Raw genomic sequence first — 16,769 nt, forward strand, 5'->3', positions numbered from 1 at the left:
GGCCGTCCGGTGCGGTCAGCGTGGCGGTGAGGTCGGCGACGAACGTGTGATCGATCCCCACCGTGGTCGAGCCGATGGTCGTCGAGCACTCGGTGCCGTCGATCGAGAAGGTCAGTGACGAGGCGTAGCCGACCCCGCTGACGTCCACGGTGGCGGTCGCGCCGGTCGGGTCGTTGTCCGGGATCGGCACCGGCGTTCCGCTGTACGCGAAGTCGCTCACCGCCGTCGACGGCTGCCCGGTCGGCACCACCACGGTGCTGGTGGTCGGGGACAGGATGCCGGCGAACGAGGTCCGTACCGACAGGGTGACCGGTCGACCGAGCGGGTAGTCGGCGGCCAGCGTCAGCCGGTAGTTCCTCGACCTGGAGGCGCCCGCCGCGATGTTCCCGTAGGAGGCGGCGCGCGGTGTCACCGTGGCCCGCGGGTCGTCCGAGTCGACCACCACGTTGACGCCGGTTGCCGTACCGTCGCCGACGTTCTCCGCCGGCAGCGCCACGGTGGCCTGCTCACCGGGCTCCAGATAGGCGTCGCCGTCGCCGGTGGCCGGGGTGATGGTCGGCGTGCCGGCCCGCACCAGCGGTTGCGGGGTGGCGCCGGTGTTGCGCAGGACCAGGTCACCGCGGATCACCCCGTGGCCGCTGCGGTTGTCGTAACCTGCCGGCGCCAGGTCGAGCGCGGTGCTGTTGAGCGCGGCCCGGATCTCGGCGTTGGTCATGCCCGGGTTACCGGACAGGGCCAGCGCGGCGATCGCGGCTGCGTGCGGGGCGGCCGCCGAGGTGCCGAAGAACGGTGCGAAGTCGGGGATCGAGGTGGTCACCCCGTCGGCGGCGGCGATCTCCGGCTTGACCCGTACGGTCCCGCCGGTCGCGCTGAAGTCGTCAGTCCTACGACCCCGACGGGGACGGCGACCTGCACGTGATCGCCATCGGCGGCGACGTCACGACGCCCGGGATCACTGTCTTCGACGTCCGCCGGACGCTCCGCCCGCGCCGCGACCCGGTGAAGGGCGAGTACGTCACGGGCGCCGGCCCGGTCTTCCGCGGCAGCCTGCGGCAGCGGCAGATCCAGGTCGACGTCTTCCGGGTCTGGCGGCCGTAGGGGCCCGCTCGTGGGGCCCTGGGCTCCGGGGACCCACGGGGGGCTCAGTCGCGCCGGGGGCGCCAGCCGGTCATCGCGGCGGTGAGGCCGTCGGCGTCCAGCGGGGCGGAGGGCATCGGGGTGCGCGCGCCGGGGTTGGCGCGCAGCCCGTCGATGACGAGCGTGAACATCCGCCGCCAGACCGCCGGGTCGACCTCGCGGGTGTAGTCCACCGACGCGCCGACCATCATCTGGATCATCGGCATGTCGGTCGTATCGGCGTCCGGGCGGAGGCTGCCGTCGGCCTGCGCGCGCTCGACGAGGGCCCGCACGAGCGGCTCGATCCGCTCGCGGCCGGCGATGGCGCAGCCGCTCTGCTGGCCCATCCGGGCGCCGAGCAGGAGCTCCTTCAGGCCGCGGTTCTGCGCTTGGCGCTCCAGGGCGGTGCGCAGGAAGTGCTCCAGGCCGTCCCACGGGTCCTCGATCGCGAGCCCGGCCTCGGCGATCGACACGATCTCGTCGAGCTGGTCGTCGAAGAGGGCGTCGATCAGCGCCTCCTTGTTGGGGAAGCGCCGGTAGACGGTCCCGACGCCGACCTCGGCGTGCTGGGCGATCTCGTCGAGGCTCGCGCCGAGCCCGTGATCCGCGAAGACCTCGGCGGCGGCGTCGAGGATGCGGCGCCGGTTGCGCTCCGCATCACGCCGCAGCGGGCGGGCGGCGCTCGGATCGGCGGTGGTCTCCATGTGCACAGACTAGAGCAGAAAGCAGTATGCGGAGGATCACACTCCATATGGAGGATGTCCCTCCGTTTGCGTGCTACGGTGCTTCGGAACGCCGGGGGACCGCCCCCGCATCCCGGCCCGCACCCTTCAGAAGGACCCGCATGTCTACCTCCCCGACCGAGACCACGGTCGATCCACACCACGAGCGCCGCTGGCTGATCCTCGGCATCCTCGGCATCGCCCAGCTGATGGTGATCCTGGACGCGACGATCGTGAACATCGCGCTCCCGTCCGCCCAGTCGGACCTCGGCTTCTCCGACGACAACCGCCAGTGGGTCATCACGGCCTACGCGCTGGCGTTCGGCTCGCTCCTGCTGCTCGGCGGCAAGATCGGCGACCTCATCGGTCGCAAGCACGTCTTCATCATCGGCCTGCTCGGCTTCGCGGTCGCCTCCGCCATCGGCGGCGCCGCCGGGTCGTTCGGCGTCCTCGTCGTCGCCCGCGCCCTGCAGGGCGTCTTCGGCGCGCTGCTCGCCCCGGCCGCCCTCTCCCTCCTCACCACTACGTTCACGGACCCGGTCGAGCGCAACAAGGCGTTCGGCGTCTTCGGCGCGATCGCCGGCGTCGGCGGCGGCGTCGGCCTGCTGCTCGGCGGCATCCTCACCGAGTACCTGTCCTGGCGCTGGTGCCTCTACGTGAACCTCTTCTTCGCGATCCCCGCGGCGATCGGCGCCTTCACGGTCCTGCACGCCGGCACGCAGCACGCCAAGGGCCAGCGCCCGAAGCTCGACATCCCCGGCACCGTGGCGATCACGGGTGGTCTGTTCGCGCTGGTCTACGGCTTCTCGAACTCCGAGACCAACGGCTGGAGCGACCCGCTGACGATCGTCATGCTCGCCGCGTCGGTCGTCCTGATCGTGTCGTTCGTGTTCATCCAGCTACGGGTCAAGAACCCGCTGCTGCCGATGCGCGTCGTCCTGGACCGCAACCGCGGCGGGTCGTACCTGGCCTTCGGCATCGTCTCGACCGGCATGTTCGGCGTCTTCCTCTTCCTGACGTACTACCTGCAGCGCACGCTCGGGTTCTCGCCGGTCGAGACGGGCCTCGCGTTCCTGGCGATGAACTTCGCGATCATGATCTCGATCGGCATCTGCAGCCAGATCCTGCTCCCGCGCTTCGGCCCGCGGCCGCTCGTGGCGGGTGGCATGGCGCTCGCGGCGATCGCGATGGCGATCTTCGCCCAGCTCGAGGTCACCTCCGGCTACGCCACGGGCGTCCTGCCGGGCCTGCTGGTCATGGGCATCGGCATGGGTGGCGTCTTCTCCGCGGCGATGGCCTCGGCCACCCTCGGCGTCGACCCGAAGGACGCGGGCGTCGCCTCGGCGATGGTCAACACGACCCAGCAGGTCGGCGGCTCGATCGGCACCGCGCTGCTCTCGACGCTCTTCGCGAGCGCCGTGACGGGCTTCGCCAAGGACAACGGCGACCGCTTCCGCGGCGAGGAGCTCGCGCTCCAGGCCTCGATGCACGGCTACGTCACCGCGTTCTGGATCGCCTCCGGCATCCTGGCGTTCGGTGCCGTCGTCACCGGGCTGCTGCTGCGCTCCGGTGCCGCCCCGGTGCCCGAGCCCGGCGCCGAGCCGATCCTCGCGCACTGATCGTGGCGGGCGGCTCCCGGCCGCCACGTCGTAGGACCCGAACGCCCCGGCCCCGCCGGGGCGTTCGGCGTTCCGGCGGGGCCGGGGCGTTCGGCGTTCCGGGGCCGGACGGGCGGGTCGGCCGGACGGGCGGCTCCGGCCGGCGGCGGCGACCAGGATCGGTACCTGGGAGGAACGTTTCCTGGTCGGCGTGGCGGGGGCGGTCGGCGGGCGGCTCCGGCCGGCGGCGGCGACCAGGATTGCTACCCGGGAGGAACGTTTCCTGGTCGGCGTCACCGGGTGGGGAGGCGGTCGCCGGTCGTGGACGACCGGCCGCGGCGGGACGTCGACCGGGCGATCGCGGGCCGGTGCGCTGCGATGATGCGCCCGTGGCTGCCGACGACGTCCCGCCGATCGACCCCCGCACGGAGCGCATGACCCCGATGTACCGGGCGGTCATGGTCGTCGCCGGCGGGATCGTGAAGCACTGGGGCCGGCTCGAGGTCGAGGGCCTCGAGCACCTGCCCGACGGCCCGCTGCTCCTGATCGGCAACCACGACTCCAACTGGGACCCGGTCGCGATCGGCAAGGCCGGCGAGCCCCGCCGCCAGATCCGCGCGCTGGCGAAGTCCACCCTGTGGAAGACGAAGCCCCTGGCGTTCGTGATGAACGGCATGGGACAGATCCCCGTCCGCCGCGGCCAGAACGACGCGCATGCCCTGGACAAGGCGATCGCCGAGCTCGCGTCCGGCGCCTGCATCGGCGTCTTCCCCGAGGGCACGATCTCCCGCGGCACCTACCTGCGACCCCGCAGCGGCGCGGGCCGCCTCGCCCAGGCCGTGCCGGCGGCGACCGTCGTCTGCGTCACGGTCACGGGCACCGTCGACCTGATCCGCTTCCCGCTGCGGCCGCGGATCGCCGTCCGCTTCTTCCCCCCGCGCGGTGGTCAGATCGGCGCCGGCGAGGAGCCGGGCGCCTTCATGGTCCGCGTCGTCGAGGAGATCCGCGAGCGCGCTCCGGTCGCGATCCCCGGCCGGTGCCGCACCGCGGAGAAGCTCCGCCGGGCCGCCGAGCAGCAGGCCGCCGAGGCCCCGTCGGCGCCGGACGCGCGGGCCGACGGCGATCTCGCGGCCCCCGCGTCCTGAGGGACGGGCCGGCCCGACCGGCGGCCGCTCAGCCGACGCCGCCGGCCCGCACGCGCGCCGCCATCTCCTTGGACTCGGCGCGGTAGACCTCGCCGTCGGAGAGCTCGAGGACGGGCAGCTTGCTCTGCCCGCTCAGCGCCTCGACCTTCGGGCGCCTGCCCTTGCCCCAGCCCTCCTTGACGACCTCGTACTCGACCCCCTGCTCGTCAAGCGCCTTCTGGACGACCCAGCAGGCGTCGAGGTTCGTGTGCAGGAACGTGTAGTTGCAGCGGTGGAGCTTGACCTTGGCCATGGGGCCACCGTACCCGCGGCGGGGGTGCCGCACCAGGGGAGATCCGGGGGACCCGGAGCGGCTCGCGGGCGGCGTCGGTCGCCCACGATCCGGGCGCGCGTGACGATCTGCCGACGTCCGGTCACAACCCGGGACGCTCGTGGCATATACGGGGTGTGCGTGGATGGGCGACCCTGACCGACGAGGAGCTGCTGGCCGAGGTCCGCCCCGGGCGGGCGGGGCCCGCGTTCGCCGAGCTCTACGCCCGCCACGAGCGCACGATCCTCGCCTACTTCGCCCGGCGCGTCCGCGGCGCCGACGTCGCCGCGGACCTGATGGCCGAGACATTCGTCGAGGCGCTGGCGTCCCGCGAGCGGTTCCGGCCGCAGGGCGCGCACTCCGCCGTCACCTGGCTGTTCGGGATCGCCCGCCACACGCTGCTGCGCAGCGTCCGTCGTGGTCGGGTCGAGGACCGGGCCCGCCGGCGCCTCGGCCTCGTCCGCCCCGCGCTGGACGACGAGCACCTCGCCGCGATCGACGAGCTGCTCGGCGGTCCGGGCCTGCTCGCCGCCCTCGAGTCGCTGCCGGCCGATCAACGCGACGCCGTCCGCGCACACGTCCTGGAGGAGGACGAGTACGCGGTGATCGCGGCGCGCCTGTCCTGCTCCGAAGCCGTCGTCCGCAAGCGCGTCAGCCGCGGCCTCGCCCGGCTGCGCCGCCACACCGAGGAGACCCGATGAGCCCGCTCTTCCCCCGATTCGCCGGCGAGCTGGCCGAGGCCGCCGAGGCCCGGGCCCGTCCCCGACGACGACTGCACCTGCCGATCGTCGGCGCGAGCGTGGTCGTGGTCGTCGCCGCGGGCGGCATCGCGACCGCCGCCACGGGCGTCTGGAGCCCGCAGCTGGGCGACGCGCGCCGCGGGTCGCCGACGGCCAGCGCCACGGGCGTCCCGGACGAGCAGCTCGCCCGCTTGGCGGTCCTGCGGCGCCCGGCGACCGCCGGCGACCACGGCGCGGAGGTCCGCCGCGCCCTGACCTTCATCAGTCCGCAGGGCATCCGGGGGATCCGCACCGATGCCGTCCGGCTGCTGGCCCCGGCCCCGGCCGGCGCACGGACCGCCGGTGCCGAGGTCCTGATCCCGGCCCAGCGGGCGAACGGGATCTCCGACGCGCTGTGCCTGTTCACGGTGGACCCGACCGAGGGCGGAGGCGTCGGCTGCTACAGCACGCGCCAGGTGTTGGAGGGCCAGGCGGTCGGCAGCATGCAGCGCAACGCGACGCCGACGCGCACGGAGCGCGCGAAGCGGCAGCGGCTGATGCGGCGGGCGATGCGCGAGAACGCACGCCGCCGGGCGATCGTCCGCCGGCGCGTGGCGCCGACGCTGCCCCGGGGCCGGCAGGCGCGGATCCTCGCGCTGCGCCGGGCCTACCTCGACGCCGGGCTGCTCGCGATCACCGTCCCGTTGCGCGACCGAACCGTCGAGGCGGTCTACTCGGGGATCGTCCCCGACGGCGTCGCGCGGGTCGTCCGCCGGGACGCGGGCCGGGAGCACGTGGGGGTCGTCGAGAACAACCTCTTCCGGATCACGGTTCCCGGCGCCCGGCAGGGCCCCGGGACCCTCGTCTGGCAGGACGCCGACGGGCGCGTGCTGCGGACGATCGCGCCGGGAGGCTGACGGGCGGCGACCGCCGGGCCGGTACCCGGCGGGTCGTCGCGGCGCCGGTGGCTCCGACGGCGATCCCGGCCGCGGGAGCCGTTCAGGCCGGCCGGCTCTCCCACGCCTGCTGCAGGGCGCCGAGCAGCGCCTCGGGCGGCTGGGCGCCGGACACGAGCAGCCGGCGGTCGAGCACGAACGCGGGGACGCCGCCGAGCCCGAGCTGCTGGGCCTCCTCGCCCTCGGCCCGGACGGTGTCCTCGTACGCGTCGCCGGCGAGCACCCGCTCGACCTCGTCCGCGTCCAGTCCGACCTCGGCCGCCAGGCGGACCAGGGTCGGGTGGTCGGAGAGCAGCTCGCCCTCGCCGAAGTACGCGCGCAGGAATCGCTCCTTCACGGCGTCCTGGAGCCCCCGCGCGCGGGCGAGGTGCAGCACGCGGTGGGCGTCCAGCGTGTTGCCGGGCTGCGCGCGGTCGAGGTGGTACTCGAGCCCGACGCCCGCGGCCATGTCGACGACGCGCTGGTTCATCGCGCGTGCCTCCTCCGGCGTCTTGCCGTACTTGCGGGCCAGCAGCCCGTCGAGGCCGCCCTCGACCGACGTCGGCATCGACGGGTCCAGCTGGAAGCTCCGCCACGTGACGTCGACGTCGTCCTTGTGCTCGAACTGCTCCAGGGCGTTCTCGAACGAGCGCTTCCCGATGTAGCAGAAGGGACAGGCGACGTCCGACCAGATCTCGACCTTCATGCTGCCGACGATACGCGTCGGCGCACGCTGCCCCGTGGGAACGGGGAGCCGCGGCCAGGTCAGAACGCCAGCGTCGCGGAGTCGTGCACCGTCCGGCCGTCGGCCAGTCGTGCGGTGAACTCCATCGTGCCGCTGTTGAACACCCCGTCGTAGACCACCAGGTAGGCGTGGGCCGGCGACGACGGGACCAGCGTCCGGACGTCCCGGGGGGACTGCATCGTCAGCGACCGCACGTCCGGCGCGGTCTGGCCCGCGAAGTACTGCGTGCCGGGGAGGGTCCGCCGGGCGACGCGGCCGGGCGCGGGGTCGGCCGCCGGGTCCGGGAAGCCGTCGCCACCGCCGAAGCCGATGCCGATCGGGCGCTTGCGACCGAGGGAGCCGATGCTCTGGCAGTCGTACCGGGCGACCCGGTCCTCGACGAAGGTGCCCAGGTCGAAGTCGACGCGGCCGACGCGCCCGTCGACGATGCGCCCGGGACTCGACGTGACGCAGTACCCGCCGCCCTTCGCTGCCCGGCCGACGATCCCGTAGGGCATCCCGCCGTTGGGGTCGGGGGCGCGCGCGGCGATGAACGTCGGGGCGGCCGGGTCCGGCGCGTGCTTCATCCCGTGCAGGAAGCGGTCCGGGATGCCCGCGAGTCCTCCGACGGTCACGGGGGACCCGGTCGGGTAGCGCACCGTGCCCTCGAGGGTCGACGCGTCGTCATCCTCCGCTCGGACGGCCAGGGCGGTCCCGTACGCGCCGCGGGTCGTCCGCAGCTCGTCGCCGCCGAGCCGCACCGTCAGGTCGCGGGCGGCCTCGCCCGTCGCGCCCCACACCACGGTGCGGATCCGTGCCGGCCCCTGGCCGGGCGTCGTGCGCAGCAGGTGCAGGGCCTGCAGCGTCGGCGACCGGTGCAGGTCGGGGCGGCGCGAGCCGCACGTGATCGGCGCGCCGCGGTAGCCCACGCTCGCGGGCCGGAAGACGTCGCCGTCGTCGATCCAGCCGAAGCGCCCGGCGTGGATCCGGCCGAGCTGGAAGCAGCGGTCGCGTCCGATGACGACCTGCCGCCGCCCGCGGGTGTTCAGGCGCTCGGCCAGGAACGTCCGCACCGCCCACGGATCGCCGCCGGCCGGATCGGCGACCCGGGCCGTGATCGCCACGGGCCCGGTCCGCCGCAGGCCCCCGAAGTACCGGGCGGACTGCTGCGGCTTGGCCGGTGCCGTCCGCACGTCCGCCGACGGGGTCCGCGCGACGGTGTCGCCCGCGGCCCGGTCGCGCGGGATCGCGGCGGCGGCGACGGCGCCGCCGAGGACGCCCAGGACGAGCGCGAGCAGCCCCACGCGTCGGATCAACGAGCGCATCGTCATCGGCCTCCCTGCTTCGTGTGGTCCTCGCGGGTCGGGACCCGGTGGTCCACGAGGTTCGTGTCGCCGCGGTAGGTCCGGACCGTGCCGTCCCGCATCGTCACCAGGACCCGCAGGCGCTCCGGGCGGACCGTCGGCGGGAAGACCGCGAGGAAGCCGTTGCCGTGGCTGTGGGAGATCACGAGCGGCGTGGAGCGCCCGGGGACGCCGGCCACGGCGACGGAGCGGACGTCGCGGCCGTACCCGCCCCAGACGGCCGTCCGCGGCGGGTCGCCCCGCCAGTCGCCGGTGAAGCGGTCCTGCTCGGGGGAGCGGTGCACCGTCGCGGACGACAGGCGCCGGACGGCGATGAAGACCCCGGAGCTCTTCGCGGTGTGGTGCCCCGAGTGCTGCAGCAGGCCGCAGGCGGGCGGGCTCTGCGGCCCGCCCGGCACGCGGCGCGCCGTCGCGAACGACAGGCAGTCGCGCTCGTCGCCGTCGGTGAACCCGCCCTGTGCGCGCCACGCCGGGCCGCCGAGCGGGTCGAGCACCAGCGCGGGGTCGCGCCCGAGCGGCACGCGCTGGACCCGCCCGCCCGCGAACGTCAGGGTGGCGGACGCCCCGAGGTCCTCCGGGTGCCCGCGGTAGACGGTGACGAACACGCCGTCCGCCCCGACCGGCACGACGCGCCGGCCGCGGGAGGTGTCGACGACGACCCGCCGCAGCCGGTCGCCCCCGACGCCGCTGACGACCATCCGGGCGTCGGCGTCCCGGCGGGCCGCGAGGACCCGGGCGCCGATCAGGCTCGCGGCGCCCTGCTGCTCCTGGCCGCAGGAGTCCGTCACGCCGGGCGCGAGCGGCCGGAACCGTCCGTCGAGCCCGACGAGCCCGAAGGTCCCGCCGGACACCTGGCCGACGGTGCTGCAGACGTAGCCGGTGGCGCTGCGCGCGACGCGGATCGTCCACGCCGGGACGCCCCGGGACGGGTCCGCCGCGCGCACCGCGGCGACGCGGACGCTGTCGGGCACCGGGGTCTGCTCGCGCGGGACGTCGGCCTGCGACGGTGCCGGGATCACGCTGCCTCGCAGCGCCACGAGCGTGGCGGCGGCGCCGGCCGTCGCCGTGGTGGCGCCGATCACGACGGCGACGAGGATCGTCCGCAGCGGGAGGCCGAAGCCGCGCCGCCGGCGGCGACGGCGCGGGGCCTCCTCGGGGCCGAGCCCCGCCTGTCGGCGCGCGGCCGCGACGAGGTCGCGCTCGAGTCCCGCGATGAAGTCGCTCATCGGTCCTCTCCTCCGAGTTGGGTGCGCAGGCTTCGCAGCCCGCGACTGACGCGCTTGCGGACCACCGATTCCGAGACGGCGAGCGACGCCGCGATCTCGTGGTAGTCGCGCTCCTGCACCACGCGGGCCTCCAGGGCCTCGCGCTGGTCGTCCGGGAGGCCGGCCAGCAGCAGCTCGACCGCGTCCCCGTGGGTGGCGAGCTCCCCGATCGACGCGAGGTCGCGATCGGTGAGATCCCGGGGCTCGATCCCGAGGCTGCGGCGGTGCCGGTCCTCCACCTGGCCGCGCCGCGCCGCGTCGATCAGCTGGTTCCGCGCGATCGTGAACAGCCAGCCCCGCGCGGCACCGCGGGCGGGATCGAACACGTCGAGCCGCTCGAGGACGTGGGCGAAGGTCTCGGCGCAGACGTCGGCGGCGATCTCGGGCCGTCGGGTCCGGCGCAGCAGGTAGGCCAGGAGGGCCTCGACGTGCCGCCGGTAGAAGACGCCGAACGCCTCGGGATCGCCGCCGACGTCGGCCGCCACCAGCAGCTCCTCGTCCGTCCGTCGGTCTGGTGCTCCACGCCACACGCCCCTACTACGCGCAGTTCGCGACGCTTGTGACCGCTCGGATCGCGGCACGTTCGGAACGGGTCGTCGCACCGGAGCGGGGGTGACGACGGTCGGAGCGGAGCGCCGCGACAGGCGGACGGCCGCGTCACGACCGGGTCGGGGCGTCGCGTCCGGAGGACGGCGTGACGACGCCCGGCGACGACCGTCCGCTCAGCCCGCGGTCCCCGTCGCCGGCCCGTCGAAGACCGCCGACACCAGCACGCGCCCGTCCGCCGCCGCGATCCAGCGGGAGGCGCCGTCCGCGAGCACCCGGACCGGCCCCGCGAACGCCGGCTCGTGGTGCTCGAGGTCGACCGCCAGCGGCCGGTCGGCGGGCAGCGCCGCGAGCTCGTCCTCCAGGGGGCGCCAGGTCGCGGCGTTGTTCACGTGACCGGCGACGTCGAGGTCGGCGGCCACGAACGACCACGGGGTCGCAGGCGCGTCCGCGGGCGGCGCAGGGTGGCGCAGCCGCGCCCGCACGCGACGGCCCTCCGCGGAGGGCCCGAAGACCGCGACGAACGCCTCGGAGCGGTGCGGCAGCAACGTGCCGGGGTGCAGTGGCACCCAGATCGCGGCGGCCTCGATCAGCGCCCCCGCGTCGCCGGTGATCGTCGTCCGGCGCTCGGACACGAGGGGTCCCGTGCCGCTGCAGGCGGTCCGCATCCGGAGCAGCTCCCCGAAGACGGGGAACCGCCGCACGCGGAGCTGGTTGCGCCGCAGGACCCACACGAGCTCCTGGGCGATCCCCGCGTCCACGACGTCGTCGTAGGCGACCTGCTGCAGCCAGTCGGCGATCGCGTCCAGGCGCGCGCGCCCGGCGACGGTCGTCGACGCGGGGCCCACCCGCTGCGTCAGTTCGTGGACGCGTCCGACGGCGGGGAAGGGGACCAGGTCGTCGAGCGCCATCGGGGGAAGCGTACGACGGCTCGCCCGCGGGCGAGGTGGCCGAAGGCCCGCTCGCCGGTGCGGGTCGACCGGCCGCAGCCATCGCGGACCGTTCCCGTCCGCGATCGGGGCGAGACTCCCGTTCGTGCTCGAGACCTCGGCCCGGCTGCTCCGCCTGCTCTCGCTGCTGCAGATGCACCGCGACTGGACGGGCACGCAGCTGGCCGACGAGCTGGCGATCACGCCCCGCACGGTCCGGCGGGACGTCGACAAGCTCCGCTCCCTGGGCTACCCGGTCAATGCCGCTCCGGGCGTCGCCGGCGGCTACCGGCTGGGCGCGGGCAGCGAGCTGCCGCCGCTCCTGTTGGACGACGACGAGGCGGTCGCGGTCGCCGTCGGGCTGCGGACGGCCGCCGGGGGCAGCAGCGTCACCGGCATCGAGGAGTCGTCGCTGCGCGCGCTGGCCAAGCTCGAGCAGGTCCTGCCGCCCGCGCTGCGGCGCCGCGTGGGCGCGGTCCACGCCTACACGGTCCCGGTGCCGGGGATGGGCCCCGAGGTGGACTCCGAGGCGCTCTCCACGATCGCGGGCGCCTGCCGCGACCGGGTGCAGCTGCGCTTCGGCTACGGCACCCACGACGGGACGAGGAGCCGTCGCCTGGTCGAGCCCCACCGGATGGTCCACCTGCACGGCCGCTGGTACCTGGTGGCCTGGGACACCACCCGCGAGGACTGGCGGACGTTCCGCGTGGACCGCATCACGTCGAAGCTCGCGCTCGGCCGGCGCTGCACCCGCCGCGATCCGCCCGACCCGGACCTCGCCGCCTACGTCCTGCGGCAGGTCTCGGCCACCCGCAGCCGGTACCAGGCGCGAGTCCGCCTGCACGCGCCCAAGGCCCAGCTGGAGCAGCAGGTGCCGCCGTACTTCGGCACGCTGACCGAGATCGACGCCGAGTGCTGCCTGCTCGAGGTCGGTGCCGGATGGATGGGCGGTCTGGCGGTCTACGTCGCGTCGATCGGCGTCGACTTCACGGTCCTCGGCCCGCCGGAGTTCGCCGAGGAGGTCCGCACGCTCGGGGCGCGCTTCGCCCGCGCGGCGGAGGGGGCGGAGTCGCCGGCCGTCGCCGACCCCGCCTCGCCGGACGGTGCGGAATCCGCCCCGCCGGGCGGTGGGTGAGATGGTCGTCGTGCCCGCGGTCTCTCGGGAGACCGTCGTCATCGCCACCCCCGAGGAGCCCTGAGATGCCCGAGACCCCCGAGGTCGCCCCCGCGCAGGCCCTGGCGTTCCGCGTCGCCGGCCACCACCTGCACGAGCGCACCGACCCGCTCACCGCCGTCGCCGCCTGCGGCCTGCAGGAGTACCCGCCCGGCCACGCGGCCGTCGCACTGCACGCCCGCGCCGGCGACGTCCCCGACGACGACCCCGTGTGGAGCGAGCTGATGACCGTCAACGCGATGCGGGGCTCGCCCTACGTCGTCCCGCGGGCCGACGTCGCGATCTTCACGACGGCGCTGGTGCCGGAGGAGGACGAGGACCTCCGCGGCCTGATCGGCTCCGCGCCGGCGAAGGAGGTGGAGGACGCCGGCTACGCGGTCGGGGAGGCCCTGGACCTCGTCGCGACGGCGGCGCGCGAGGGGCTCGCCGACGGCCCGCTGGACCGCGACGCCTTCCACCAGGCGCTGCGCGAGCGGCTCCCCGAGGGCCTGCTGCCCTGGTGCCGGGGCTGCAAGAGCCACCACGTGCGGCCGGGGATCTGGCGCGCGCTCGGGCCGCTCGGCGTCACCGAGATGCCGGAGAAGGCCGTGTGGGCGCTCGCAGGCCACGGCGCGCCCGCCGGCGCCGGGGACGCCGTCGGCCTGCCCGAGGCGCGCGCCGAGCTCGTCCGCCGCTTCCTGCGCGCCTACGGCCCGGGCACCCACAGCCAGCTCGCGTCGTGGGCGCAGACGTCGCCGGCCTACGCCAAGCGGCTCTTCACGGCGGTCCAGGACGAGCTGGCGGCGGTGCGGCTGGACGGTGCGAAGCGCTTCGTCCTGGCCGCCGACCTCGACCGCCTGCTCGACCCGCCGGCGGCCCGCGGCGTGCGGCTGCTGCACGGCTACGACCCCTACGTCGCGCAGCCGGACCGCGCGACGCTCGTCCCCGATCCGGCGCTGCGCAAGGCGCTCTTCCCGGCGGTCGGGCGGCCCGGGATCGTGCTGCACGACGGCCGGCTCGCCGGCCTCTGGCGGGCCCGCAAGAAGGGCCGGCGGCTCGAGCTCGCGATGGAGTGGACGGGCGACCCGGTGGACCTCGGGGACGCGCCGGCGGTCCTGGCGCGGGTCCGCGGCTGCGCGCAGGTGACGGTCGCCTGAGCCCGCGCCCCGATCTCGCTTGACGCCTGTGCACCGAGCCGCGTAGGTTCGGGTCGTCCGGGCCGCGTGAGGCGTCCCGACCCCGGGTAGGAGTCCGCGCACGATGGTCGAGAAGGCAGCAGCTCCCAGGGTCTCCCGGTGGCGCCGCAAGGCGCTCCAGGTGGCCGGGGCGATGACCACGCCGCTGCTGCCCGACGACTACATCGCGCTCCTCGATCCCCGCTGGTCGACCCGCGAGGCGACCGGCACCGTCGTCCGCGTGCGGTCCGAGACCGACGAGGCCGCCACCGTCGTGGTGAAGCCCAGCCACCCGTGGCCGGGCCACCGGCCCGGCCAGTACCTGCGGATCGGAGCCGAGATCGACGGCATCCGCCACTGGCGCGCGTACTCGCTGACGTCGGACCCCGAGCACCCCGAGGGCCTCGTCTCGGTGACGATCAAGCACGTCTCCGAGGGCAAGATGTCGCCGTGGTTCACCGACGAGTGCGGCCCTGGCACGGTCGTCTTCCTCGGCCAGGTGGAGGGCGAGTTCGGCCTGCCCGACCCGCTGCCCGGGAAGCTCCTGATGATCAGCGCCGGCAGCGGCGTCACGCCGATCTGGAGCATGCTGCGCGAGCTCCAGCGCCGCGACCGCCTCGACGACGTCGTCCACCTGCACGGCACCCGCACCGCGGAGGGCTTCATCTTCGGCCCGATGCTCCGCGAGCTCGCGTCCGAGCAGGACGGCTACCGACTGCACGAGCAGCTGAGCTCCGAGGACGGGCGGCTGGACGTCGAGAACCTCGACGCGCTCTGCCCCGACTGGCGCGAGCGGCACACCTCGCTCTCCGGCCCGCGCGAGATGATCGACGCGTTCGTCGCGCACTGGGAGTCCGAGGGCATCGCCGACCGCCTGCAGACCGAGCGCTTCCAGCCGGTCATCGGCACCGGCGACGCCGAGGTCGGCACCGGCGGGACCGTGGCCTTCGTCGTCACCGACAAGGAGGCGACCTGCGACGTCGGCGTGTCGATCCTCGTCGGCGGCGAGGAGGCCGGCGCGACCCTCCCGTACGGCTGCCGGATGGGCATCTGCCACACCTGCGTCGGCGTCCTGCGCGAGGGCCAGGTACGAGACCTGCGCTCCGGCGAGGTCCACGGCGAGCAGGGCGAGACCGTCCGCACCTGCGTCAACGCCCCCGAAGGCCACGTCGTCATCGAACTGTGAGAGAGACACCATGACCTCCAGCGGACCGACCACCTCCACCATCCCCGCGACCAACGACGACGCCCGCGACGGCGCGTCCCGGCGCGACGGGGACCCGACGGCGTTCAACCCGCTGTTCCGGCTCTCGTCCGAGCAGATCGAGGAGATCGGCGAGGCGTTCCAGAAGATCCACGACGAGGTCAAGGCCGACCTCGGCGAGCGCGACGCGCACTACATCCGCTCGATCATCGAGTTCCACCGCCGCCTGGCGGCGCTGTCGCGCATCGTGCTGATGGCGTCGCGCTACCCGCCGGCCTGGCTCCTGGGGACCGCCGGCCTGTCGGTGGCGAAGATCCTCGAGAACATGGAGATCGGCCACAACGTCCTGCACGGCCAGTGGGACTGGATGAACGATCCCCAGATCCACTCGTCGACGTGGGACTGGGACACCGCCTCGACCGCCGCGTCGTGGAAGCACTCCCACAACTACCTCCACCACACGTACACGAACATCATCGGGCTCGACAAGGACGTCGGCTACGAGTTCATGCGCGTGGACCCGAAGCAGCCGTGGTCGCCGGAGTTCCTGGCGCAGCCGTTCATCAACGTCCTGGTGATGCTGTTCTTCGAGTGGGGCGTGGCGATCCACGACCTCGACCTCGAGGCGATCAAGCGGGGCAAGAAGGACAAGGGCCTGCTGAAGACCGAGCTGAAGGGCATCGCCAAGAAGGCGGGCCGCCAGGTCCTGAAGGACTACGTGCTGTTCCCGGCGCTGTCGGGCAAGCACTGGAAGAAGACGCTGAAGGCGAACCTCGCCGCGAACGTCGTCCGCAACATCTGGTCCAACGCGATCATCTTCTGCGGCCACTTCCCCGATCAGGCCTACACGTTCACCGAGGAGGAGGTCGCTGACGAGACGCGCGGCGGCTGGTACGTCCGCCAGCTCCTCGGCGCGGCGAACATCGAGGGCTCGGACGCGTTCCACCTGATGAGCGGCAACCTCAGCTACCAGGTCGAGCACCACCTCTTCCCGGACATGCCGAGCTCCCGCTACAAGGAGATCGCGCCGAAGGTCAAGGCGATCTGCGAGCAGTACGAGCTGCCGTACAACACCGGCCCGTTCCTGCAGCAGTGGCTGATGGTGCAGCGGACGATCCTGCGCCTGGCGTTCCCGGGCGGCGAGGAGACCCCGAAGTCGCCGCCGTACAAGGCGCCGCCGGTCCAACCGCGTGCCGAGCGCACGGTGCCGGGCGTCGGGGGGCCGGTCAAGGCGTTCCCGTAGGACGGCCGGCGGGCTCCGCGGCCTGACGCCACCGCGGGGCCCTCGTGGTGGGCGTGCTGTGCGAGGCCGGCCCGTCCGGCGCCGTCGGGTCGCGGACCGAGATGCGTGGCACGGACCACGGCGGGTAGCCACCAGGGATGGCCTCCCGCACGACGCCGCCCGCCCTGCCCGACCTCGACGAGGTCCGGGACGCCCTGACCCGCCGCGACGAGGAGCTCCGGGCGCGGATCGGGACGATGGCCGCCGCGCCCGAGCGCGGCAGCGCGCTGGGCTTCGGCAAGCGGATCGGCGACGGCACGCTGGAGGCCGTCGGGCGTCTGACCGAGGTCGGCGTCGGCGCGAGCCTCGAGCTCGAGGAGGCCCGCGTCGCGCGCGCGCTGGAGAAGCTCGACGAGGGCACGTACGGCGTCTGCGACGCGTGCGGGAACCCGATCGCGCCGAAGCGCCTGGCGGCGATGCCCGAGAGCGTGCTCTGCATCGCCTGCGCCGCGAAGCTGCGGCGCTGAGCGGTCAGCGTCCGAAGACAAGACGGAGAGAGGGCACTATATTCGTTTTGATATCCGTTGGTACGCGCTTGGCTATCCAAATGTGGTGACCCGCGATCATATTAAGGCGACTATT

The 16,769-nt window shown here is 74.3% G+C and carries 18 protein-coding genes; 10 read left to right on the forward strand and 8 right to left on the reverse strand.

Features of this window, described 5'->3' with window-relative positions; genetic code table 11:
* A partial coding sequence (locus AB0L40_RS20010; RefSeq protein ID WP_364358660.1) for a S8 family serine peptidase occupies positions 1-835 on the reverse strand: 835 nt, incomplete at its 3' end.
* An 80-nt stretch (positions 836-915) separates the two neighbouring features.
* Between AB0L40_RS20010 and AB0L40_RS20015 the strand changes: the two genes are divergently transcribed.
* Positions 916-1,098 carry a hypothetical protein gene (locus tag AB0L40_RS20015; RefSeq protein ID WP_364358609.1) on the forward strand — a complete coding sequence of 61 codons (183 nt, stop codon included), beginning with the start codon at positions 916-918 and terminating at the stop codon, positions 1,096-1,098.
* A gap of 44 nt (positions 1,099-1,142) precedes the next feature.
* Here the strand turns inward: AB0L40_RS20015 and AB0L40_RS20020 are convergent, their stop codons facing one another.
* Positions 1,143-1,820 carry a helix-turn-helix domain-containing protein gene (locus AB0L40_RS20020; RefSeq protein ID WP_364358612.1) on the reverse strand — a complete coding sequence of 226 codons (678 nt, stop codon included), beginning with the start codon at positions 1,818-1,820 and terminating at the stop codon, positions 1,143-1,145.
* Between the two features lie 140 nt (positions 1,821-1,960).
* Here AB0L40_RS20020 and AB0L40_RS20025 point away from each other — a divergent pair, with 140 nt between their 5' ends.
* Positions 1,961-3,457 carry an MFS transporter gene (locus tag AB0L40_RS20025; RefSeq protein ID WP_364358615.1) on the forward strand — a complete coding sequence of 499 codons (1,497 nt, stop codon included), beginning with the start codon at positions 1,961-1,963 and terminating at the stop codon, positions 3,455-3,457.
* Between the two features lie 368 nt (positions 3,458-3,825).
* Positions 3,826-4,581 carry a lysophospholipid acyltransferase family protein gene (locus AB0L40_RS20030; RefSeq protein ID WP_364358618.1) on the forward strand — a complete coding sequence of 252 codons (756 nt, stop codon included), beginning with the start codon at positions 3,826-3,828 and terminating at the stop codon, positions 4,579-4,581.
* Positions 4,582-4,609: 28 nt separating this feature from the next.
* Here the strand turns inward: AB0L40_RS20030 and AB0L40_RS20035 are convergent, their stop codons facing one another.
* Entirely contained in the window at positions 4,610-4,873 is a 264-nt protein-coding gene (locus AB0L40_RS20035; protein WP_364358621.1) for a glutathione S-transferase N-terminal domain-containing protein, read from the reverse strand.
* Positions 4,874-5,028: 155 nt separating this feature from the next.
* On the opposite strand from AB0L40_RS20035, the gene AB0L40_RS20040 reads away from it, so the two are divergent.
* Both AB0L40_RS20040 and AB0L40_RS20045 read left to right on the forward strand, forming a co-directional pair.
* Complete coding sequence (locus tag AB0L40_RS20040; protein WP_364358624.1) at positions 5,029-5,592, forward strand: RNA polymerase sigma factor; 564 nt, start codon at positions 5,029-5,031, stop codon at positions 5,590-5,592.
* On the forward strand, positions 5,589-6,527 hold the full coding sequence (locus tag AB0L40_RS20045) for a hypothetical protein (protein ID WP_364358627.1): 939 nt from the start codon (positions 5,589-5,591) through the stop codon (positions 6,525-6,527). Before AB0L40_RS20040 ends, AB0L40_RS20045 begins: the two co-directional genes overlap by 4 nt.
* An 82-nt stretch (positions 6,528-6,609) precedes the next feature.
* On the opposite strand, the gene AB0L40_RS20050 is transcribed toward AB0L40_RS20045, so the two are convergent.
* From AB0L40_RS20050 to AB0L40_RS20070, 5 genes are all read right to left on the reverse strand, one after another.
* Positions 6,610-7,251, reverse strand: coding sequence for a DsbA family oxidoreductase (locus AB0L40_RS20050; protein ID WP_364358630.1), 642 nt, complete (start codon positions 7,249-7,251; stop codon positions 6,610-6,612).
* A gap of 59 nt (positions 7,252-7,310) precedes the next feature.
* Entirely contained in the window at positions 7,311-8,585 is a 1,275-nt protein-coding gene (locus AB0L40_RS20055; protein ID WP_364358633.1) for a hypothetical protein, read from the reverse strand.
* Between the two features lie 11 nt (positions 8,586-8,596).
* A complete protein-coding gene (locus AB0L40_RS20060; protein ID WP_364358636.1) occupies positions 8,597-9,859 on the reverse strand; it encodes a hypothetical protein in 1,263 nt (420 codons plus the stop codon).
* Positions 9,856-10,383: an RNA polymerase sigma factor gene (locus tag AB0L40_RS20065; protein ID WP_364358639.1), complete on the reverse strand. Its 528-nt coding sequence runs from the start codon at positions 10,381-10,383 to the stop codon at positions 9,856-9,858. Before AB0L40_RS20065 ends, AB0L40_RS20060 begins: the two co-directional genes overlap by 4 nt.
* A gap of 237 nt (positions 10,384-10,620) precedes the next feature.
* Positions 10,621-11,355 (reverse strand): acyl-ACP thioesterase domain-containing protein, encoded by a 735-nt coding sequence (locus AB0L40_RS20070; RefSeq protein WP_364358642.1) that lies wholly within the window; start codon positions 11,353-11,355, stop codon positions 10,621-10,623.
* 124 nt (positions 11,356-11,479) lie between these two features.
* On the opposite strand from AB0L40_RS20070, the gene AB0L40_RS20075 reads away from it, so the two are divergent.
* The 5 genes from AB0L40_RS20075 to AB0L40_RS20095 all read left to right on the forward strand — a co-directional run bounded on the left by AB0L40_RS20075 (position 11,480) and on the right by AB0L40_RS20095 (position 16,654).
* Complete coding sequence (locus AB0L40_RS20075; RefSeq protein WP_364358645.1) at positions 11,480-12,508, forward strand: YafY family protein; 1,029 nt, start codon at positions 11,480-11,482, stop codon at positions 12,506-12,508.
* 65 nt (positions 12,509-12,573) lie between these two features.
* On the forward strand, positions 12,574-13,683 hold the full coding sequence (locus AB0L40_RS20080) for a crosslink repair DNA glycosylase YcaQ family protein (protein ID WP_364358648.1): 1,110 nt from the start codon (positions 12,574-12,576) through the stop codon (positions 13,681-13,683).
* A 103-nt stretch (positions 13,684-13,786) separates the two neighbouring features.
* A complete protein-coding gene (locus AB0L40_RS20085) occupies positions 13,787-14,887 on the forward strand; it encodes a ferredoxin reductase (protein ID WP_364358651.1) in 1,101 nt (366 codons plus the stop codon).
* 10 nt (positions 14,888-14,897) lie between these two features.
* Positions 14,898-16,148, forward strand: coding sequence for an acyl-CoA desaturase (locus AB0L40_RS20090; RefSeq protein ID WP_364358654.1), 1,251 nt, complete (start codon positions 14,898-14,900; stop codon positions 16,146-16,148).
* A gap of 137 nt (positions 16,149-16,285) precedes the next feature.
* Positions 16,286-16,654, forward strand: coding sequence for a TraR/DksA C4-type zinc finger protein (locus tag AB0L40_RS20095; RefSeq protein WP_364358657.1), 369 nt, complete (start codon positions 16,286-16,288; stop codon positions 16,652-16,654).
* Positions 16,655-16,769: the final 115 nt, after the last annotated feature.

It is taken from the genome of Patulibacter sp. NPDC049589, assembly GCF_040675535.1.
GTDB lineage: Bacteria > Actinomycetota > Thermoleophilia > Solirubrobacterales > Solirubrobacteraceae > Patulibacter.